19 protein-coding genes and 2 riboswitches are annotated in these 22,236 nt (G+C 34.3%); of the genes, 1 reads left to right on the forward strand and 18 read right to left on the reverse strand.

Translation table 11 applies throughout. From position 1 onward, the window contains the following. The first annotated feature begins 172 nt into the window (after nucleotides 1-172). On the forward strand, nucleotides 173-835 hold the full coding sequence (locus N4A68_06070) for a hypothetical protein (GenBank protein ID MCT4563871.1): 663 nt from the start codon (nucleotides 173-175) through the stop codon (nucleotides 833-835). A 72-nt stretch (nucleotides 836-907) separates the two neighbouring features. Here N4A68_06070 and N4A68_06075 read toward each other — a convergent pair whose 3' ends face one another. The 18 genes from N4A68_06075 to N4A68_06160 all read right to left on the reverse strand — a co-directional run bounded on the left by N4A68_06075 (nucleotide 908) and on the right by N4A68_06160 (nucleotide 21,984). Next, complete coding sequence (locus N4A68_06075) at nucleotides 908-3,277, reverse strand: homocysteine S-methyltransferase family protein (protein MCT4563872.1); 2,370 nt, start codon at nucleotides 3,275-3,277, stop codon at nucleotides 908-910. Continuing rightward, nucleotides 3,249-3,980 carry a methionine synthase gene (locus N4A68_06080; GenBank protein ID MCT4563873.1) on the reverse strand — a complete coding sequence of 244 codons (732 nt, stop codon included), beginning with the start codon at nucleotides 3,978-3,980 and terminating at the stop codon, nucleotides 3,249-3,251. The genes N4A68_06075 and N4A68_06080 overlap by 29 nt, the downstream gene beginning before the upstream one ends. Further along, complete coding sequence (metF, locus tag N4A68_06085) at nucleotides 3,964-4,860, reverse strand: methylenetetrahydrofolate reductase [NAD(P)H] (protein ID MCT4563874.1); 897 nt, start codon at nucleotides 4,858-4,860, stop codon at nucleotides 3,964-3,966. The genes N4A68_06080 and metF overlap by 17 nt, the downstream gene beginning before the upstream one ends. Before the next feature lie 42 nt (nucleotides 4,861-4,902). Next, nucleotides 4,903-5,625: a UPF0280 family protein gene (locus N4A68_06090; GenBank protein MCT4563875.1), complete on the reverse strand. Its 723-nt coding sequence runs from the start codon at nucleotides 5,623-5,625 to the stop codon at nucleotides 4,903-4,905. Nucleotides 5,626-5,800: 175 nt separating this feature from the next. Further along, nucleotides 5,801-6,202 (reverse strand): 4Fe-4S binding protein, encoded by a 402-nt coding sequence (locus tag N4A68_06095; GenBank protein ID MCT4563876.1) that lies wholly within the window; start codon nucleotides 6,200-6,202, stop codon nucleotides 5,801-5,803. Nucleotides 6,203-6,205: 3 nt separating this feature from the next. Beyond that, the gene (locus N4A68_06100; GenBank protein ID MCT4563877.1) at nucleotides 6,206-7,378 is read right to left on the reverse strand and encodes a homocysteine biosynthesis protein; all 1,173 of its coding nucleotides are present in this window, start codon (nucleotides 7,376-7,378) and stop codon (nucleotides 6,206-6,208) included. A 155-nt stretch (nucleotides 7,379-7,533) separates the two neighbouring features. Then, nucleotides 7,534-7,637, reverse strand: a riboswitch (SAM riboswitch). A gap of 127 nt (nucleotides 7,638-7,764) precedes the next feature. Then, nucleotides 7,765-7,871, reverse strand: a riboswitch (SAM riboswitch). A 165-nt stretch (nucleotides 7,872-8,036) separates the two neighbouring features. Next, nucleotides 8,037-9,077, reverse strand: a complete 1,041-nt coding sequence (locus tag N4A68_06105; protein MCT4563878.1) for a biotin-dependent carboxyltransferase family protein — start codon at nucleotides 9,075-9,077, stop codon at nucleotides 8,037-8,039. Next, on the reverse strand, nucleotides 9,070-9,816 hold the full coding sequence (gene pxpB, locus N4A68_06110) for a 5-oxoprolinase subunit PxpB (protein ID MCT4563879.1): 747 nt from the start codon (nucleotides 9,814-9,816) through the stop codon (nucleotides 9,070-9,072). The genes N4A68_06105 and pxpB overlap by 8 nt, the downstream gene beginning before the upstream one ends. Nucleotides 9,817-9,925: 109 nt before the next feature. Next, complete coding sequence (locus N4A68_06115) at nucleotides 9,926-10,693, reverse strand: 5-oxoprolinase subunit PxpA (protein MCT4563880.1); 768 nt, start codon at nucleotides 10,691-10,693, stop codon at nucleotides 9,926-9,928. Between the two features lie 116 nt (nucleotides 10,694-10,809). Beyond that, nucleotides 10,810-11,601, reverse strand: coding sequence for a putative hydro-lyase (locus N4A68_06120; GenBank protein ID MCT4563881.1), 792 nt, complete (start codon nucleotides 11,599-11,601; stop codon nucleotides 10,810-10,812). Nucleotides 11,602-11,763: 162 nt separating this feature from the next. Then, complete coding sequence (locus N4A68_06125; GenBank protein MCT4563882.1) at nucleotides 11,764-13,002, reverse strand: Nramp family divalent metal transporter; 1,239 nt, start codon at nucleotides 13,000-13,002, stop codon at nucleotides 11,764-11,766. Nucleotides 13,003-13,323: 321 nt separating this feature from the next. Next, entirely contained in the window at nucleotides 13,324-14,715 is a 1,392-nt protein-coding gene (locus tag N4A68_06130; protein ID MCT4563883.1) for a sigma-54 dependent transcriptional regulator, read from the reverse strand. Next, a complete protein-coding gene (locus N4A68_06135; protein MCT4563884.1) occupies nucleotides 14,690-16,468 on the reverse strand; it encodes an ATP-binding protein in 1,779 nt (592 codons plus the stop codon). Before N4A68_06135 ends, N4A68_06130 begins: the two co-directional genes overlap by 26 nt. A 46-nt stretch (nucleotides 16,469-16,514) precedes the next feature. Next, nucleotides 16,515-17,969, reverse strand: a complete 1,455-nt coding sequence (locus N4A68_06140) for a sodium:solute symporter family protein (GenBank protein ID MCT4563885.1) — start codon at nucleotides 17,967-17,969, stop codon at nucleotides 16,515-16,517. Between the two features lies 1 nt (nucleotide 17,970). Then, nucleotides 17,971-18,102, reverse strand: a complete 132-nt coding sequence (locus N4A68_06145) for a hypothetical protein (protein ID MCT4563886.1) — start codon at nucleotides 18,100-18,102, stop codon at nucleotides 17,971-17,973. 215 nt (nucleotides 18,103-18,317) lie between these two features. Beyond that, nucleotides 18,318-19,397, reverse strand: coding sequence for a copper amine oxidase N-terminal domain-containing protein (locus tag N4A68_06150; protein ID MCT4563887.1), 1,080 nt, complete (start codon nucleotides 19,395-19,397; stop codon nucleotides 18,318-18,320). A gap of 330 nt (nucleotides 19,398-19,727) precedes the next feature. Next, complete coding sequence (locus N4A68_06155; protein MCT4563888.1) at nucleotides 19,728-20,888, reverse strand: pyridoxal phosphate-dependent aminotransferase; 1,161 nt, start codon at nucleotides 20,886-20,888, stop codon at nucleotides 19,728-19,730. Then, nucleotides 20,878-21,984, reverse strand: coding sequence for an iron-containing alcohol dehydrogenase family protein (locus N4A68_06160; GenBank protein MCT4563889.1), 1,107 nt, complete (start codon nucleotides 21,982-21,984; stop codon nucleotides 20,878-20,880). Before N4A68_06160 ends, N4A68_06155 begins: the two co-directional genes overlap by 11 nt. Nucleotides 21,985-22,236: the final 252 nt, after the last annotated feature.

Below are 22,236 nucleotides of genomic sequence, written 5' to 3' on the forward strand. Positions count from 1 at the left end.
CTCTTACTTGGCTAAACCTAATATGCGAATATCATCCTTGATTTAATTGCTTAAGATATAAGCATATTTGATGGTATGGCTTTGAAGAATTTTAGACTACATATGGCAGATAGTTTTTGCAGAAGGTAATTATGCAATTTGCTCGATAGCCTTTATCTGAAGGAGGATTTTTATGGAAGTCAGGAATATAGGAGTAGAAAACCATACTACATCCAAGATAATATCAAATAAGAAGCAATTAGATGGTTTCATGAATCTCTTAAAGAAAAAGAAAAATTCAGGAAAAGGAGCTAAGGCGTTCCTATCCTCTTTATCTCCCAATGAATTATATGAAATTCAAAAATCAAACCATCTTGCTTACGAAATAAAAATTGACAATATAAGTGATGAAGGTGCAGAAAACCTATTTATAAATCCTGTGGATCATGAAAATGTATTAGACTTAAACAATGATGGGGTTGTTGAAGTTGGAGAAGCTAGAACCTTCGTTTATCCACCGCCAAATGCACCGACTTCAGTTAAAAACGCTTGGATGGAAGCTACAAAGGATATGACAGAAAAGCAAAAAATGCTTGCCCTAGGGAGTCTTTTAGCAGCTCAGGCTGAAGCCAATGCATATATAGGACCGGATGGAAATTGGACCCTCCGTAGTCCCGGTGAAGAAGGATGGGTTAATATATTTGGAACAGATACTGACTCATATAAGAATCTTTATAGTAAATTAATTTATAGGATAGACAATCCACTAGCACCTCGGAGCATTCAAGATCAAGAGATAGATAGATATACTAGGAAATTATTAGTGAAAATGATGGATATACTAAAGCAAAAATAATAAAAAATTCATATGATGATATACGAATCTAGAAACAGGTCAATTTCCGACCTGTTTTTATAAATTTTAATTTTAAACTCCAAAAAACTTCTTGGCTATATTCACAGCCTCTCTAGCATCCTTACCGTAGTAATGGGCTCCTATCATTTCAGCGTATTCCTTATTTAGAACTGCGCCTCCTACCATAATAGAACATTCAGGCTTGTTTTTTTGTATCTCCTTTATTGTTTCCTCCATGTTTTGAACCGTGGTAGTCATTAGGGCACTAAGCCCAACAAGCTTTATATCCTCCTCTTTAGCCGTATTTACTATATCTTCTATGGGTACATCCTTTCCCAGGTCTATAACATTAAATCCATAGTTTTCAAGGAGTATCTTAACAATATTCTTACCTATATCATGTATATCTCCTTTAACCGTAGCAAGTATTATTCTTCCCTTAGATATATTATTTTTTCCTTCCGATATTAATCTATCTTTTATAGCTTCAAAGGCAATTTTCACAGTTTCTGCACTTCTTATAAGCTGAGGAAGAAATATTTCTCCCCTTTCATACTTCTCTCCAACAATATCTAGGGCAGGAATCAAATAGGTATCCACTATTTCCATTGGCTCCTTACTCTTTAAAAACTCCTTCGTCTTGATATGGGCTTCATCCCTCATACCATCTATTATTATTTGTTTTAAGTCTTTATCTACTTTTACTTTGCCTCTTTTTTCCTCTTTTGGAGCCTTACTATAGAAATCTATATACTCCTTGCATTCCTTATCCTGATTAGCAAGCACCTTAAATGATCTTATGGTATCCATAAGTATTTCTGATGTAGAATCAGTAATAGGTGCATCTAATCCATGCCCCAATGCTAATGCAAGGTATGTGGCATTCATAACCCTTCTGTTTGGAAGTCCAAAGGATACATTACTGGCTCCAAGGGCAGTTTTTACATTGTATTTTGATTTAATCATTGGTATAGCCTTTAGGGTCTCCATTACAGCCCCCTGAGCCGCGGAAGCCGTAAGTACAAGACAGTCTATCAAAATATTTTCCTCTGGTATTCCATATTTTTTTGCAGTCTTAATTATCTTTTCAGCTATTTCTAATCTTTTTTCCGCAGTCTTGGGCAATCCTTCTTCATCTAAAGTCAAGCCTATAACACAAGTCCCATATTTTTTTACTATGGGAAATATTTTTTTCATACTTGATTCCTTACCATTAACTGAGTTTATTATAGGCTTCCCATTATAAATTCTTACTGCTTCTTCAATGACATCTGCCCTCATGCTATCTATTTGAAGAGGTAAATCCATTATACCTTGAAGCTCCATAATTACCCTTTTCATCATCCTATTTTCATCTATTTCTGGAAGTCCTAAGTTTACGTCAAGTATATCGGCCCCAGTTTCTTTTTGAACAATGGCCTCAGATATTATATAATCGATATTATTATTTTTCAAAGCTTCCTTTAACTTTTTCTTACCCGATGGATTTATTCGCTCTCCAATAATTTTTACACTTTCTCCCAGTATAACTGTCTTAGTAGAAGAGCATGCAGTACTTAGTTTCTTATTTTCTGATTTTCTAGGCTTCAAGCCCTTTAGACTTTCTTTAACAGCCTTTATGAAATCTGGATTTGTGCCGCAGCACCCACCCAATACAGCTACGCCCTTTTTAGCCATGTAATTTATCTCCTTGGCGAATTCCTCTGGAGTTAAATCATAAACCGTTTCCCCATTCCTTATCCTAGGAAGCCCTGCATTTGGCTGCACCATTAGGGGTATAGTAGCCACTTCAAGAATTTCATGGATTATTGGCTTTAGCTGTTTTGGCCCTAGAGAGCAATTCACTCCCAATACATCTACTCCAAGTCCTTCTAAAACTTGAATCATAGTTATTGGATCGGTTCCAGTAAGGGTCCGCTTATTTTCCTGAAAGGTCATAGTGCAGAGGATAGGCAAACTACTGTTTTCTTTAGCTGCCAAAACAGCGGCCTTTGCTTCATATAAATCAGAAATTGTTTCTATCAAGACAATATCTGCCCCTGCATTTTCACCGGCTATCACTTGTTCCTTAAAGATATCATAGGCGTCATTAAAGCTTAAGGTTCCTATAGGCTCCATCATATGTCCTATGGGTCCCATATCTAGGGCAACTAATTTATCCTTTGATGCCCTTCTAGCTATGGTGACGGCTTCCTTAATTATTTCATCCACACAGTAGGATGAGTCCTTTAACTTTAACCTATTTGCCCCAAAGGTATTAGTAGTTATTATATCTGCTCCCGCTTCTAAGTACTCTTTATGGATATCATATATAATTTCTGGATGTTGGATATTATAGACCTCCGGTAGCTGACCTCCCTTTAGCCCTTTTTGCTGTAGCATAGTTCCCATAGCCCCATCAAATAATAGAAAATTACTGCTTAGTAGTTTTTGAATATCCACAGCTATCCCCTTCCTTTACAAATAAACAGTTATTATATAATCTACAGTTTTCACAGCTCGTCAATTGACTTTTTACTTCTTCACCAATTCCTATCACCGCAGTCACAGATTTTCTTGGAATCAATATACAGCTATCAGTTACCGTAAGTCCAATATGCTTTGATGTATCTAGGAGTTTTAAAATCTTGGGCTGTATTTCAATAGGTAAATCCCCATATCCAGGACTATATCTTGAAGTAGTATTATATCCATTATTTAATGCAATCCTTTTTATTACAACCTCAACCCTATCACATAGTGCTTCTACAGCTGTAGTTGCCGTGGCATCAAAGACTAAGCTTTTTGTCAAATCAATCTTACTATAATATTTAATTCTTCGGTCTACTTCAGTGCCCAAGGTCACTGCCATAACAACACACTTTTCACAGTTTTGTAAATGTCTATATATATCATTTCCCACCAATTTCAGATTTGAGTTCTGCAAAGAGATGTCATTGCATCCTCTCTTGATTTCATATATATTATATACAAAATTTGTCTTGATCAAATCTAAAATTTCGTGGGTACAAGTATCTATGATACTATTGGTAACTTCATCTACATTTTTTGAACTGTATCCTAGATATCGTAGGATTTCATTCTTATGAATCACTAAATCTATATGTTTTTTATTGATCATGCTGTAATCAAGAGGCTTCTTCATCGGTGAGAACTCCCCTTATGGTCTTGATATTTTCTAATATTCTTCTAGTTGTTTTAGGTCTGTTCATTGTATATACATGGATTCCATCTATACCCCATGAAAGAAGATCTATAATTTGCTCTATTGCATAGGCTATCCCAGCTTCCTTTAATGCCTCGGGCTTATGCTCATATTTTTGTAATATTCTTAAAAACTTCTTAGGTAATATACATCCCGTTAACGAAGTAATTCTTTCCACTTGTTTTTTATTAAGTACTGGTAAAATTCCTGCCACAATAGGTACATTTATACCTAATTTATCGGTCTTATCCTTGAAATCATAAAATGTTTCGTTATTAAAAAATAATTGGGTTATTAGAAAATCTACACCACAATCTACCTTTTCCTTTAAATGCAGCAAATCTTCCTCCAGGCTTTGGCATTCTAGATGCTTCTCAGGATAACATGCTGCTCCCACACAAAAATCATCGTATCTCTTAATATGGGAAATTAAATCCTTTGCATATTTATACTGATTATTCCTTGCATAAACTGAATCCATTCCTTGGGGGTAATCCCCTCTAAGTGCCAATATATTTCTAACTCCATTTTGTTTTAAAGCATTAAGAGTATTATCTATCTCATCCTCTGTAGATGTTAGACAGGTGAGATGTGCAAGGGACGATAGATTATATTTATTTTTGATGAAAGATGCTATTTCTACCGTGGTATCCTTTGTACTTCCTCCCGCTCCATAGGTTACGCTCATAAAATCCGGTCTCAAGTCATTTAAAGCATCTATTGTATTGTAGATGGTTTCCACAGGATAATTTTCCTTTGGTGGAAATATTTCAAATGAAATAAGTGGCTTTTTATTTTTCAATTTATCTTTAATTAACATCCATATTCCTCCCGTTATAAATATAAATTTTTAAAAACTTTCTCAAGGTCTAACTAACTCTACCTTTCCCCAAGCACCCATTTTGTCCTTGATAATTATTAGAATCCCTTCAATCCCTTTAATGGCCTTTCCATATTGAATTCCTTTTTCTATATCACTGGGTTTTTTTATGATATTTCCTATGGCCGTTGCTGTAGCATCGGCTAACAAGGTATCCTTAGATAGGACTACAACGGCATCGGCATTCCCAAAGCTAAGGGAGTGTCCTATTGTTCCTGCTGAGGTACAAATACCTAATGGAGTATCTTCAGGGGATATCGATAAAGCAAGCTTTTGTGAAAATGGAGAATTGCCAGCATATATCAATATCTTCCTTTCCTTATTGGTTTTAATAAAGATATCTCCACCATTTTCGATCATGATTTCATCGGTATGCTTTAATAAATCCAAGCCCACATATTGGGATATAGCCCCTGCTACTGAAGCCATAGGTCCAACATTGGCACATTTAGCTGCCTTTGCCATATGTTTTACCACTTTATCTGCTTCATCTGAAACTTCTATGGGAACTAGGCTTTTATAAAACAATATATTTTTATCTCCATAGGCTTTGATATCATTCCTATACTTTTCAAGGTATCCCTTCGCTTCATTTTTCAGATTGTTTTTTGCAGATATATGTAAATCCGATTCCCTATCTATTACTGTAAAGCTAATAAATTCATGGGCCTTTACATAGTCTCTATAAAATCTTTTTTCATACATTTCTCCTATCTCCTATATAGTCAGATTCAAAAATAAACTAGTCATACCACTCCTGCTTTTGATTTTTTTCGTAGTTACTCAATTACTTACATACATTGAGTATGCCAGTAACTGAGTGCCTAGAAAATAATCAAAATTACTTTACAGCCCGAATTGTTTATTTTTTTCATATGCCTTAAACTATACTAGCTATAGCTCTTACGGGACAAGCTTTTATGCATAATTTACAATCAAGGCACCTGTCTTTATGGAAGATAATCTTCCAGTCCTTGTCCATAGTCAATGCCCCTACTTCACAAATAGCCGTACAAGCTCCGCAATTGACGCAGGAATCCCCATCTATTCTTATTGCCGTATTTATTATGCTAACCTTAACACCTTTAATTTTTAAATACTCAATACCTAAGTTCAATTTTTCTTCTAGTCCCTCCACTTCTAAAAATAACGAGCCCTTAATATTGTAGTCTATCGATGCTCTTAAAATATTTATCTTTAGATCATAGTTCTTTATAAGTGTATAGGTGATTGGTTCACCCGTTAAATTCGATGGAAAGGATAAAAGTAATAGCTTTTTCATTCCTTAAACCTCCTCTGATTCTACTATTTCAAGGGATTTCAACCTATTATTAAGTGGAAAAACTTGAATGGGCTCTTGTATAAAAAAATCACCTTTTTGTATCCATGTCTTAAGCTCCTGTGCTATACTACGTGCCTTTTCTAAACTCGACAATGGCGCGGTCTTTATTTCCTCCCCGTCTAGGCTTACCTTTCCGCTTCTAAGCTCCTTATAGCTCACTCTTTTTAAGCTAGGTTTACTTCTTTTTTGTACACTATAATCTATGATATTGGTATAGATATCTTTATCCTCAATTGAAACATTTTTCATTATTTCTTCATCAAGTATTGGTATTGGTATTCCTATACCCACAAACATAGATGTACCATATCTCTCAAACACAGCTGGTCTGATGTATTTTGTACTCATATTTTTCAAATCCCCTATTACTGCCAAGGTTCCAGCTCCACCTAGTGGTATACCCCTCTCATCTCTTTCACATGCCGAATTAAATTGTGTCCCCTGCCATGATACATATCCAACGGTTCCAGCCAAAAAAATTCTTGTTCCTATACCTATGGTTTTGTATAGTGGATCGTTGAAAAGTGGACTTAACTGACCCGACGTTGAATAGGTAATATTTCCTTTGTTTGGCTGAAGTATTCCCATATAGGTATAAAGTCTTCTATTGGAAGTATTTATTGCCGCATCATAGTTTTGATAACAGTTTCTAGGATTAAACAAATAGGCTTCATTTATAGAATCCTTTGTTATAAATGTCTCCACTTCTTTACAAGGATAACAATCGGTTCCCTTAGCAGTTGCCCTTAGATGAACTTTTTTTCCATCTATAAGGTCACATATTACATGGGCGCCACCATATTCTGGACCCTTTTCCTCGGATTCTTCAGTTGCTCCTATATATACGTCTACCGCTGCAAGTCCTGCATAAGCAGATACTCCATTCAAATGCACCTTAGACATTCTTATCGGTGGATCAGAATGACCAAAATTGAGAAATGCTCCTGTGGAACACATAGGACCAAAGGTGGCTGTTGTTACAACATCAACATATTTGCTTGCTTCCTTTATCCCCTTTTCCTTTACGATATCAATTACTTCCTCTGCTGTAACCACAACCGCTTCACCTTTTTTTATCTTTTCGTTAATTTCTTCATAGGATTTCTTAAATGACACATCAATTTCCCCCTTGATTCTAAATTTGATTTTTGATGTTTATTTTTTAAATATTTTTTATAATCCTTAAATTTCCCCTAAGTAACCTTCAGCCCCCTTCTTTCATATACAAATAAAAACCTTCTCCGACAATAGAAAAGGCTTTAGACTCAGCTCTCTCATCTGCCGGTATATTACCGCTGGATTTAGCACCTTTATACATTATGTATTGGTTGCCGGACTTCACAGGGCCAGTTCCCTCCGTCACTCTGGATAAGAATATTTATTAAATTAAGTTGTAGGTTTTAAATTTCCAAAGCTATAACATATATATTATGTAATTTCCTAAATTATTATTGTATATAAAAAACCTTCTCCGTCATCAGAGAAGGTTTAATCACCTTTTGCTCTCATCTGTCGGTATTTTTTACCGCTGGATTTGGCACCTTTGTACATATTTGTACCGGTTGCCGGACATCATAGGGCCAGTTCCCTCCGCCACTCTGGATAAGAGTATGAATATTCACTTTTTTAATTGATTATAAGTATACTGTCCACATTAAGAATTGTCAATACTTTTTTGAAAATTTTTTATATTATTTACTAATACACAAAATAGACAAGCCATAATTTTTAAAATAACCCCTTGAAATCTGTTTGAATCACAATTCCCTCTTAATCATTCTAATTCCTGAACTCCTATATTAAATTCTTTACCATTTAATCTTATATTAAAGTTCCTCCTGGTTTTTATTATATTATTTATTTTTATTTGTTCAAACTCGCTTATTATCTGAGATAATCTTTTTTCCCTCTCCTTTGCAAGCGCTTGAGCCCCATCTATGTTGATTTTCTGGAATTTAACCTTATCACCTGCTTTTAGCTGAGCAAGGTATGGTATATCCGCTGAAATCACATTGGCTATCTTTGTATATCCACCTGTGGTTTGCCTATCCGCCATCATAATTATAGGCTCACCATGTCCGGGTACCTGTATTGCCCCTAGGGTAATACCTCCTGATATTATATCAGCCCCTTCTTCATGCTGTATTTTTGCTCCATTTAATCTATATCCCATCCTGTCACATTGGTTCGACAGGGTATATTCATTATTTAAGAATGCTTCAATTCCATCCTTAGTAAATCTATAATCCTCTGGCCCCATAATAACTCTAGCAATATACTGATTTTTATAAGTTGGTATAAAATCCTTTGTAATCCTTCTAACTCCTAAATATTTATATCCTTTATCTCTATTAACCGACAGCAAATCTCCCATTTTAAGCTTTCTACCTTCTAATCCTCCAAGTTTTCCTCTAAGATATGTGGACTTGCTATCCATGATTTTGGGTAAATCAAATCCACCTGATACAGCTAAATATGACCTGCATCCCTTTTTTAAATCCCCAAATTTTAAGACATCCCCTTTATTTACATAAATAGTACTATACATACCAATTTCTTTTCCATTGATAGTAGGAGATATATCTCCTCCAGTTATTGAAATAATCAAATTATCATCAAACTCTATTTCAGGCCCCATAAAGGTACTTTCAATGACGGCCTCATATCTATCATTGCCAACCAATATGTTTGCAAGCTGTAATGAAAGAATATCCATTGCCCCCGCTGTGGGTATTCCATACTGTCCATGGCCTATTCTTCCAGCATCTTGAATGGTTGTAAGTGGCCCAGCATTAATTACCTTTAAGCTAGCCATTTAACTGTACCTCCTTTAGAACGGTTTTTTCAATATCATACCTATTTCCCATAATTTCTTTCCGAATTGATTTATACTCTTGTTCATTTATAGAATCAAACTTTAAATATTGTCCAGCCTTTAAAAGTACAGATGGGCTTCTTTCAGAATCAAATAAGTTCAAAGGAGTTCGTCCTATTATCTGCCATCCCCCTGGGCTATCAATGGGATATATACCCGTTTGATTACCGGCAATTCCGACTGATCCTCTAGAAATTTTTTCTCTTGGGACCCCTAATCTTGGAGTAGCTATTTTTTCAGACATGCCTCCAAGATAGGGAAATCCAGGGGTGAACCCAATCATATATACTAGGTAGTTTATAGAACTATGAATGTCGATTACTTCATCAATGGTCAATCTATTATGTTTAGCCACATTCTCTAGATCCACCCCATATTCACCACCGTACAACGTTGGAATATGGACTATTTCTGGGGGAGGAATCTTGACGTCCTTTATAGATTTTTCTAAATCCCCTAGTTTTTCTACTAACTCCTCATATGAAGACTTGATACAATCATAAACTATCAAAATTGTTGTATAGGTAGGCACAAGTTCAATTATTTCTTTAAGCCTTCTTTTTTTTATACAATAGCATAATGCTCTTATTTTTTCGTTTACGTCATCTGATATTTGATTACTAACCTCTAGAATTAGTCCACTATCTCCAGAGGGAATAAATTTTATATTCTCATACATTGTAAGCAATCCTTTCATATAACAAAAACGACTAGCCTCGCTTTGCCATTTCAAAGTTTTAAATTGTAAGCCCCAAGTTTTTTAGTCTGTATCTTAATTTAAAAGTATACTAAAGGATATCCTTTAAGTTCTTTAAAAATACTTCATTTTCCATGAGCTTCTCCCTCAGATTTTTTGTAAACTCTACAGCCATTTCATTGTCACCATGGACACATATACTATCCGCCTTTATTTCTATTTCCGTATCATCTATTGCCTTTACACTTCCCTTTTTCATCATATCCAGTACCCTGCTTACACAAACCTTAGTATCTCGTATTACGGCTCCTTCTAGCTTTCTTGACACTAGGGTTCCATCATTATTATACGCCCTATCAGCAAATACCTCATTAGATACCCTTAGCCCCACATCCTTTGCCGCCTTTATCATTTGTGAATCTGACAATCCCATAAAAATTAAATTCTTATCTATATCATATACGGCCTCAGCTAAAGCTTTTGCCAATTCATAGTCCTTAGCTGCAGTATTATAAAGGGCCCCATGGGGTTTAACGTGCTGAAGTCTACCCCCATAGCTTTCCACAAAGCTCTTTAGGGCTCCCACTTGATAAATCATATATGCCCTTGCTTCTTCCAAGCTTATATTCATATTTCTTCTTCCAAATCCCATTAAATCTGGATATCCGGGATGGGCTCCAATTGCAACTCCCTTTTCTATGGCTTTCTTTACTGTTTTTTCCATTACTACAGGATCTCCTGCATGAAAACCACACGCTATATTAACGGAGGTCACATAATCTAATACCAATTCATCTTTACCTAATACATAATTCCCAAAGCTTTCTCCTAAATCACAATTTAAGTCTACTGCGAACACATTATCACCTTCCAAGTTTTAACATGAATTTTTCGGTAACATATTTTATACCCTTATAGGATTACAGCAGGGGAGAAACATGAAATTTCCTCAATTAACAATCATCATCTCCTATGCTATAAATCTCCTAGTTCATGATTCTTAACATCTGTTATAAACATATGTCCTGGTGCATGGGTTATGATAATCTCAGGCTTTACATCCATGGCAACTGCCTGGGGTGTAACACCACATGCCCAAAATACGGGTATTTCATTTTCCTTAATTTCAACCGGGTCACCAAAATCAGGATTGAATATATCATTTATACCTATAAGCTTTGGATTACCTATATGTATGGGCGCTCCATGAACTCTAGGATATTTTGTTGTTATTTGAACGGTTTTCACTATATTATTTACATGTATAGGTCTCATACTAACCACCATTGGTCCAGAAAAAATGCCGGCAGACCTACATTGAATATTTGTTATAAACATAGGCACATTACTTTTTGCCTCAATATGTCTTACTGAAATTTCTTGATCAATTAAAGCTGATTCAAAGGTAAAACTACATCCTAATATGAAAGAAACGAAATCCTCCCTCCAATAATCTTTGATATCCAAGTATTCTCCTTGCAATTCACCCTTTTTATATATTCTATACTTGGGTATATCCGTGGTTATATCAGACCCCTTAGCAATAATTTCAAATTCCTTTTGCCCTATATCTGTGACCCCTAAAACTGGACATGGTCTTGGGTTTCTATGGGCAAATAATAGAAAATCATAGGCTAAGTTCTTAGGTAAAACAACTAAATTCCCTTGGGCATAGCCCCTACACAGTCCTGAAGTTGGCCCCTGAAGTGTTGTTTCTCTTATTTGCTGTCTTACAAAAGCTGGACTTTCAAAGGATAAATCAGTCATATCTATTCCCTCCTTTACATAACCAATGTATATTGAACACATTTGTAGTTCTAAGTTCCAAGTTCCGAGTTCTGAGTTTTAGGGTAATTCTTAAGGGTATTATTAGAATAAAAGTCATATAACCGGAGGTTTTAGCCTCCGGTATATATGATATTGAATATCCTACATCAATCCTAAAACCTTTAAAATACCTCTAAGTCCTAGTCCAATAGCAACAAGTACAACAATTCCACCTAATACATTAGTTATCCCAGTATTTACATATTTACCAAGCCTTTTCTTGTTGTTCATTACATATAATAGGAATATTGCAACTATTGGTAGTAACACTCCATTTGCTGCTTGTGCGAATATAATCGCTGAAATTGGTTTTAATCCTATTGCAGAAAAAACGATGCCTATAATCAGAACCAGCATCCAAACAGCTCTAAATTTACTGTCCTTGAAATCTTTTTTCCAACCCAATGCTCCCGATGTAGCATAGGCCGCTGCAAGTGGTGCAGTTATAGAGGATGATAACCCCGCTGAAAATAGTCCAAAGGCGAAGAAATACTTAGCCCATTGTCCTAATAAAGGTTCAAGCTGCTTTGCCATATCCCCTGCACTCTTTATTCCAACCCCTTTTCCGAAAAATGCGGCTGAAGCTGTAATAATAATCGCTACTGTTATTAGTCCACCAAGAATTATAGAAAGAAAAATATCTGACCTTGATTCCCCAAGTCCTGAGGCATCCTTCCATCTTTCCTGTACTGCTGATGAATGAAGAAATAAATTATAAGGTACCACTGTAGTTCCTATAAGTGCCATAACAATAAATACCGATCCCTTTGGTACAGAAGGAATAAACATACCGGATAGAATCTGACCCCAGTCTGGTCCAACTACAATTGCTGTAGTAATAAATACTAAGCTCATAAGTACAACTAATCCAACAAGCACTTTTTCAATTAATTTATAACTACCTGTAAATAATAGAATAAATGCTCCAATACCCATAATTGGTCCCCATACATTCATGGATACTCCTGTAATTGCTTCTAAGCCCAATGCTCCTCCCAAGATATTTCCTGTTTCATAGGCTGCACAACCAATACCAATAGCCGAAATAACTAGAAAAATGCTTACATATTTTATCATGGGATTTTCAAACTGCTCCCTTAGAGCCTCTCCAAGTCCCATCCTAGTAACTATGCCTAATCTAGCTGACATTTCCTGTAGTATGATTGTAGCAAATACCGAGAATACCATAGCCCATAGTAATGCATAACCATAACTAGCTCCTGCTAATGAAGCAGTCGTAACTGTTCCAGGGCCTATAAATGCTGCCGTTACAATTGCTGCTGGTCCCATAGTCTTTAATCTTTCCATGAAGCTTTTCTTTTTTCCCGATGCACCTTCCATATTATACCTCCTATAAATTAATATATATTTCTATAATATTTATTGCAATAATCATGCCAATTCTATTTTATATATTTAGAATAGTTTGAATATTGACATCAGGTCATGAAGTTCGATTTCGCACAAACAACATGAGCGATTTCGCAATTTTCGTGCGAAATCGCTCATATATAGCAAATTCATATTAACCTCTCTGCATTACAACTTTTTTCCCATTGTTTTTTTAACTTTTTAAGATAAACATTTTAAGATTCTAATATACGCCAAGAAAAAATGCAGGATTATTAATTTTTTTTTCATTTTTTTAAATTTTGGTATTATTTATTTGTGGCCTTCAAAGTATTTTTCTATTCTTCTTTTTAGGGCAAATCTACTAATTCCTAATAAATTTGCTGCCCTTGAATAATTTCCTCCCGTTCTATCTAATGCCATGGTTATATACTTCTTTTCCATCCTTTGAATCTCATTTTCCAAACAAAAACTCTCATGAAAAATTTCCCGTTTTGATTCTCTAATATCTAAAGCTTCTTCAATATCTTGATGATAATTTTTAATTTCAGATGGAAGATGGCAAATATCAATGTAATCTACATGATGTAAAATAACTATTCTTTCGATAATATTTTTTAATTCCCTTACATTTCCTGGCCAAGCATAGGTCAAAAATCTATCCTTCACTTTGTTATTAAAGCCTTTAATTGATCTGTTGAACTTCTTATTGTATATCGATAAAAAGTACTCAGCAAGTAATAGGATATCATCTTCTCTATCCCGTAGCGGAGGTAAATTTATGGGAATTACATTCAATCGATAGTATAAATCCTCTCTAAATTTCTTCTGTTTTACGGCTTCCTCAAGATTTTTATTAGTAGCAGCTATTATTCTTATATCCACATCTACATCCTGGAGTCCACCCACTCTCTTAAACCTACGTTCCTCTAAAAAACGAAGCAATTTTGTTTGCATACTTAAGGATATTTCCCCCAATTCATCTAAAAAAACTGTTCCTCCGTCGCCAATCTCAAAAAGACCTTTTTTCCTAGCAGTAGCTCCTGTGAATGCATTTTTTTCATATCCGAAGAGTTCACTTTCAACAAGATTTTTTGGAATGGCTCCGCAATTTATCTTAACTATGGGTGCGTCCCTTCTATGGCTTTTCTTGTGTATTGCTTCGGCTACTAATTCTTTTCCCGTTCCAGTTTCTCCTTTGATAAGCACCGTTACATTATCATTTTTCGATAATATATCTATTTCTTTATATATTTCTTTCATCACAAAATTCTTTCCAATAATTGCACCCACGGCATATTCCTTTTCTTTTTCCAATAAATACAGCTTCTTTTTCATATTAACTTTTTCAAGGGCTTGAGATATGATAATATTTATTTCTTCAAAGTCAAAGGGCTTTTTTATGTAGTCAAAGGCACCATACTTTATGGCGGCAACTGCAGTTTCAATATTCCCGTAGGCAGTCATAATTACAACCTCTGTATCCCTATCAATACTTTTTATCTGTTTTAAAATATCCAATCCATTCTCATTCCCTAGTCTCATATCCAGAAATATTACATGGGGTTTAAAATCAAAAGCTGTTCTTATACCACTCTCCCCATCCATAGCACACTTAGCTTCATATCCCATATCCTTTAAGCCTTCCATCAAGGACAAACAAATGGTTTTCTCATCATCAATTATTAGTACTCTTTTCTTCATCTAATTCACCACCATAGATAGGAAATTTAATAATAACTTTAGTTCCTTCACCAACAATACTATTTACCTCAATCCCTCCATTATTCTCAACTATTAGTTTATGAACAACAGATAATCCTAAGCCCGTCCCCTGGGGATCAGTAGTAAAAAATGGATTAAATATTTTTTCTAGATTCTCACTTTCAATTCCACATCCGTTATCCTCAAATACAATACTTAAAAAATCTTTTTCTTTATTACGAATGGTTTCAAGCTTTACATTTAATATTCCTAGCATCTGCATTGAGCTTATTGCATTTTTTATTATATTAATAAACACTTGTTCAATTTGAGCCTTATCTACGAATACCAACAAGTTTTTAGCTTCTACATGAACATTTGTCTTTATATTTTTTTCTTGTATGTACTTCTTTGTGATATCTAATGATTTATTAAGTATATGTAATATGTTTATCATATCATATTCAGGCAAATGGGGTTTCGCAAAATCAAGGAGCTGAGTTATAAGATTGTTTAGTCTATCTATTTCATACAATGTACTATTAAATAAATTAAGATTTGATTCTTCCTTATCCTTACAAAGTCTCCCCTTTAAAACTTGTATACTCATTTTCATCCCTGCAAGGGGATTACGAATTTCATGGGCTAATCCAGCTGCTAATTGTCCAATAGAAGTCAATCTATTGATTCTTTCAATATTTTGCTCTATTGTTTTTCTTCTTGTTATATCATTAAAGCCACAAATAGCTCCATTTACTTTATTATCTTCACTTCTAAGCAAAGAGGTTGTAACATCCCAATACTGCTTATTTCCATCATCTACTTTGTGTAATGCCAATACTTTATTTTTACTTTCTTCCTGTGAAAGGGTCTCCTTTAATTGCTTAATTAAAGTTTCTTTAAGACTTTCCTTTTGTTTATCCTTATATTCTAAAATCCTTTGACCGGTTTCATTAACGGATAAAATATCTCCCCCTTTGTCCATGGTAATAATTCCAATTGAAATACTTCTTAGAATATCTTCATTGAATTTCTTTAATTCCATAAGTTTTTTTGTGTTTTTTTCAAGCTTACTAACCATGGTTTTAAGGGCTTCTGCAAGTACTCCTATTTCATCTTTCCGGCATATATTTATTTCTTCTTTTAGATTTCCCTTACCTATTTCATGACATATGCCAGCTAATATTTTTATTGGTTTTGAGATATTATGGGATACAAAGATAGTTGCCTGCATAGAAAATACAAGGAAAATAATTGCTATCAAAAGAGTATGCTTCTGGATTTCCACCAGTTCATCGGCAAAAATATCTTTATGTAATCCGTATCCTATTTCCCATTCCCATTTATTAAAACTTTTATAGATAAATAATATATCATCATCCCTATGAACACCGTCCTTTGATCTTAGTACATCATCCAACATATTATTAATAAAGGAATCCTCCCCACTAAGATTGTTTAAAATAAGCTCATTATTCTCAATAATAACCATGCCATCTTTGTTTAGCTCTTTAAAATAGTTAATGGCATTTTCTTTTGCTGATTCAATGGATAGGTCATTTTTATCCACATCTTCATTGATTCTATTAATAAAAAATATATGTTCGTCTAAATTTTCTTCAAGATTTTTTGCCTTATTGTTTAAAAGCATTTGATATCCATTCCAATATGAAACAATACCTATTATTAATATTGGTAATATTACTAGAATCATAAAGGGAATCAGTATCTTATTTTCTATATCCCATTTCACCATCAATCACCTTTTTCTAATGATAAAGATAAATAAATCCATATGTTTATTTATAAGTAACTCTACTGATTACATAAAATAATACTAACGATACAACCACAGCCGGTAATACTGGATGAATTATGGCAGCCCATGAATCCCCAATGGTATTTATTAGGAAAAATAAGGTTATTGTTACCAACCCCCCTACAAAGGATGCTAAGGCTCCTTGCTTTGTTGCTTTTTGCCAATACAGTCCCCCATACAAGGGTAATAGGAAGGTCACAGAAAAGATCGCCCAGATATAGCTTCCATAAATAAGTAGGCTAGTGGGAGGATTTATGGATAGTATTAAGGATATAGTCCCGGCTAAAAATATAAATAATCTATTTAGATTCAACAGCCTTTCTTCAGTTATATTCTCGTTGAAAAGATTTTTATAAATATCGTAACTAAATCCACTTGCCAATATAAGAAGCTGTGAATTTGCAGTTGATATAGCTGCCGCAGCCATACTAATCAGTATAAATCCACTTAAGGGAGAATATATCACATTATTTATTACATATGGAAAAATTTCATCCACGGACTGTATACTTTCAAGGGATGGTTCTAATACCCTGGAGCCTATTCCTATGATCAATATTCCTATATATATTACTGACAATACAAGTACCGATATACATATCATTCTTACCGAGGTCTTTTTATCCTTTGCAGAGGATATCCTAATTGCATATTGCGGATTTGCCGCTAGTCCTAATCCCCAAGCAAGGGAAACTGAAAAGATCATGATAGGATTTTGAAGGCCTTTACAAAAGGGATCTAAAAGACCTCCCTTTTCTATTGTATATGGAAAGCTTGGAAATGGCTTATTTGATATCAAAGAGGCTTTTTCATTCATCAAGGTTAATCCACCAATATCCTTTAATATAATAGATGCAGCTATTATTGTTCCTATGAAAAATAAAATGAAATTTAAACCATCGGTTCTTGTTACAGAAAACAATCCCCCAAAGGTGGTATATATTACGAATAGATAGACAAGAAAAATAGATAATGTATAGTTTATATCCAAAAGCTGTGACATAACAATTCCAAATCCACGTATTTGGATGATAATATAAAGAATATAGGAGATTACGATTACTAACCCTCCCAATGCCTGAAGTAATCTACTATCATACCTGATCCTAAAATATTCAGGAACCGTTAATATATCATAGTCCTTTAATCTCACTGACATAAATACTAAAAATATAGCTCCTAAAAACCACCCCACAACCGAGTATAGAATAACCGAATATCCATAGGCATATAAAGTTCCCGTCAACCCTTGCATAGAAGCAGCACTGAACCAAGTGGCCGTAAAAGTGAAAATACTGGCCCTTAACCCAAGACTATTCCCTGCAACATAGAAATCCCTTATATTTGTTGTTTTCTTAAAACCCCCCTTGCCTACCCATAATAATACAAAGGTATAGAATGTAAAATATATAAGATATACTAAACTTTTATTCATATTATGAAATCACCTTCTTGCACTTTAAAATTAAAGCAACAATTGATGGGCCTAAGGCAGAAATAATAAATAATCCACCCACTATAACCCAAGTTCTAACCGGTAGTCCCAGCAATAGGATCTCATTATTCATTTTCGATCCCCCTCTAAATTAACATTATATGTTTCTTATTATTTTCTTTTTTATCTTTAATCTATAGAGATTCCAGTCAAAGCTTCAATTTATACATATCAGGACTCACCTTAATTTTACCCACCCCATATCCTTAAGGTTTTTGAGGTAAAAAAAAATCCTCCTAAGCTTACTTTTTATCATACTCCAGGAGGATTTATATTTCTTATATTATATTAGTATTCATATTTTTTACTAAAATCATCACGGCTCTCATCATAAAAGTATTCAGCCGCTTTATCACCATCTTCATCTTCTACATAGATTCTAACATCTTTATCGTCTATAACATCATAAATTTCTTCAGCTATATCCTCAGCAAAATCTCTAAAGTCACTATCATCTCTATCATTCCATCTTGATGATGTTCTATCGAAATTTTCTCCGTCCATTGCCACTTTGATGTAGTCTGAATGCTTTGTTAATTCATAATCAAACTTCAAATCATAATCCCCATCTGTATATTCTTCATATTCATCATTAAGCTTATCCTCTATGTCATCAATACTCATATCATCATACTCATACCTTGTTGTAAGCTTATTCTTACCTTCATCATATTCGTATTTGGCAATATTTTTTGAGTTTTTATCATAGACATAAATAGTAACATCATCACTTAATTGATCTCCAGCAAATTCTCCAATATCCTCAACGAAATCCTTGAAATCATCGTCGTCTCTTTTTTTCCACTCCGTTGAAAACTTATTGAAATTCTGTCCTTCCATCTTTATCTTTATATAGCTTGATTCCTTAGATACATCATATTCAAATTTTAAGTCATCTGTCCCTTCTGTATACTCTTCATAGTCTTGATTAAGTTTTCTTTCAATATCTCTATCACTTTGCTTATTCGCTACAACGTAGGGATAATTGTAGTTTGGGTTATTGTAATTTGGGTTATTGTAGTTTGGGTTATTGTAGTTATAGTTTGGTACATTATTGTTGTATTGATTATAATATGGCATATTTCCATTTCCAGTTAAATTGGCTATTTTTGTATCGTCTTCCCATACAAGCTGAAAGCCTAAACAGTTTGAAATATCCCTCAATGGAACATATATGCACCCATCATATATAAAGGGTTCATTTGATAATTGCATATACCCTCCATTAACCTTAACCTTAATATCATAAAACCATGCATTTATTTGTCTACTATAACCTACCCCAAAGGAAACACCACATCCCATCAATAAAATTATCAATAATGTAGTGATGATTTTTTTTGTAATACTTTTCCTATTAAGCTTCAACTCCGCTTCCTCCTGACCAATTTAAAATATATAGGGTTTTCATAGTATAAGTTAAAGTTACACTAAAATCCCTATATTAGTTCTAAAATTAAAATTTACTTGGAACTCTTTATGTGAACTCTAAAGACTATAAAAAAGCATATTTTTATTTATTCGACAAATACTAGTTATTTCCTTTAAATTTTTGGTTGTATTTCTATTTATATGAATAAAAAACCTATGAGCTGTACCTAAGGCAATTTAACCATTAGACCACTCCTAGGTTTAATTTATTCAATAAATTTTCTTATAGGACTAAACTCCTATATTTCATTTAGAAAGGAACTTAAGCTAAGAAAAAATCTCCATTTTTTCTATCCTGTCAAAGGCCTCTTCCAATTTATTCAAGCCTACAGTAACGGCTATTCTAATATAACCTTCTCCACAAGCCCCAAATGCATTTCCCGGAAGCACTAATACATGGGCTTCACGTAATATCTTATCAGCAACCTCCCCTGAGCTTAATCCAGTATCCTTAATATTTATAAACAAGTATAAACTACCCCTAGGAGGTAAAACCGACATATTGGGAATGTCTTTTATCCTTTCATATGCATAGAAAGTCCTCTTTTTATACTCGTTCACCATGGGTGGCTGTATTTCTTCCCTCATTTTCAAGGCATGTAAAGCAGCTCTTTGAGATACTGAGGGTGCAGTAAATACATTATTTTCATTTACATCCTTCATGGTATCTATTATAAAGGTTGGAGCCAATACATAGCCTATACGCCATCCCGTCATACAATAATCCTTTGAGAAACTTCCTATTGTTATTGTTCTCTCCCTCATAGCATCAAGGGTTGTTATTGGAATAAAGGGCTCTGCGTAGCTAAATGCAGTATATATATCATCCGCGATGATTATAAGATCATGGTCAACAGCTACACTAGCTATGGATTCTAGTGTTTCTCTACTAAAACATGTCCCAGTTGGATTATTAGGAGTATTTATAATTATAGCCTTAGTCCTATTGGTTATAAGTCCCCTTAACCGCTCTGTATCTACTTCAAACCCATCTTCTTCATAGGTTTCTAGCATAACGGCCTTTCCCCTAGTTAATTCAATTTGCTGTGGATAGGGAGTGAAGTAGGGTTCATGTATTATCACTTCATCTCCATCATCTAGTATTGCCTCTAATACTAGCCACATGGCATGACATCCACTTGTAGTAATCATACATTCTTCTAATTTAACTGGATAACTATATACATCTTTATAGTACCTACATATTTCTTCTCTTAATTCCATATCCCCCAAAAAATCAGTGTAATGGGTGTGCCCATTTCTAGCATCATTAAAGGCTGCATCGATAATTCTTTCATCGGTTGTTAAATCTGGATCACCTAAACTGAAATTGATAAGATCATCATATTTCCTTACTAAATCTCCACTTTCTCCCATCGGGGTAGAAATATCATTCCAATATCTTTTTGATATAAATCTATGCTTCATATAGAAATTTACCTCCCATTTCATTTAACTTTTCTAATCTTTGAATACCTTCAAAAACCATGTTCTTTGTAACTTTATATGGTAAGTATTCCATATCGGGCCCCGTTACCGTATTTTCAAGGACGTCTTCTAGATATGTCCTATCGTTTTTCACTTTAATATGATCTAAACATGTTGGAAGCTTTATTTTTTTATAAAAGTCATATAGCTTCGTTAATTCATCTATCTGATTATCCATGGCTAACTGAACTAAAACTCCATATGCAACCACTTCACCATGTAGATGCTTTTTCTCTATATGTTCTAATATGGTAAGTCCATAAAATAGTGAATGGGCAAGTGCCCCATTATATTTATCCTCCACAAGCATAGAAACTAATCCAGTACTCACAATATTGTTTAATACAACTTGTTCCAATTCAAATGAGCTTTCCCCTTTTTCACAATCCTTTAATGCCTTTTCTCCATATTCAAACATGGGCTTTACACACATGGCACTAATTTCTCTACCCATTCCGGAGCTATGGTCTAAATTATCCCCCCTAGATGCTAATGTGCATTCATAATGTTTAGCAATTGTATCCCCAATTCCAGCCCATAAATATTTAATTGGTGCTTGGGCAATGATTTTACTGTCCATAAATACATGAATAGGGGGTTTATCAAAGAAATAGAATGAATCAAATTCCCCTTTTTGATTATATACTACGGATAAACAAGTGGTGGCCGCACATGTTGCCGCAATAGTTGGAACAGTAAATACGGGAACATTTAGCTTAGCAGCTGCTCCCTTGGCAGTGTCAATGGCTTTACCTCCACCCACACCGATTATCATATCAACCCTTTGTTCTTCACCCTTTTTGGCAGCTAAATTTATATTTTCATATGTACATTCTCCACCATACCAAATAAAATCAGCTACTTGTAAGGCACCGCCCTTAAGTACACTTTCTATTTTAGGTCTAGCTTTTTCTAATGCTATTCTTCCACCTACTATCAGTGCCCTGTTTCCATACTTTAAGCATATATCTTCTAAATCCTCTAAAGCACCTTCACCTATTGTATAATTAGGAAACACAACTGTAACTTTATTCATAGACATCACCCTTTGTGTTAGTTTGAAAGTTCATATTTTTCTTTAGTACATCTACCTTTAATCCCTCTACATAAAATTAATTTTACCACAAATTTATGGATAATTATAAATTTTTTCAGATATTTTACTATCTGTTGCACAGTAGCACATTGGATGGGTCTCTCATCAAATAGGCTTTAAAGTCATGTCCAAGTTCCCTATAAATAATATCTAGAGCGGATTGTATATCTCTAACAACTCGAATATCTGTAT

It is taken from the genome of Maledivibacter sp. (assembly GCA_025210375.1).
Classification (GTDB): domain Bacteria; phylum Bacillota; class Clostridia; order Peptostreptococcales; family Caminicellaceae; genus JAOASB01.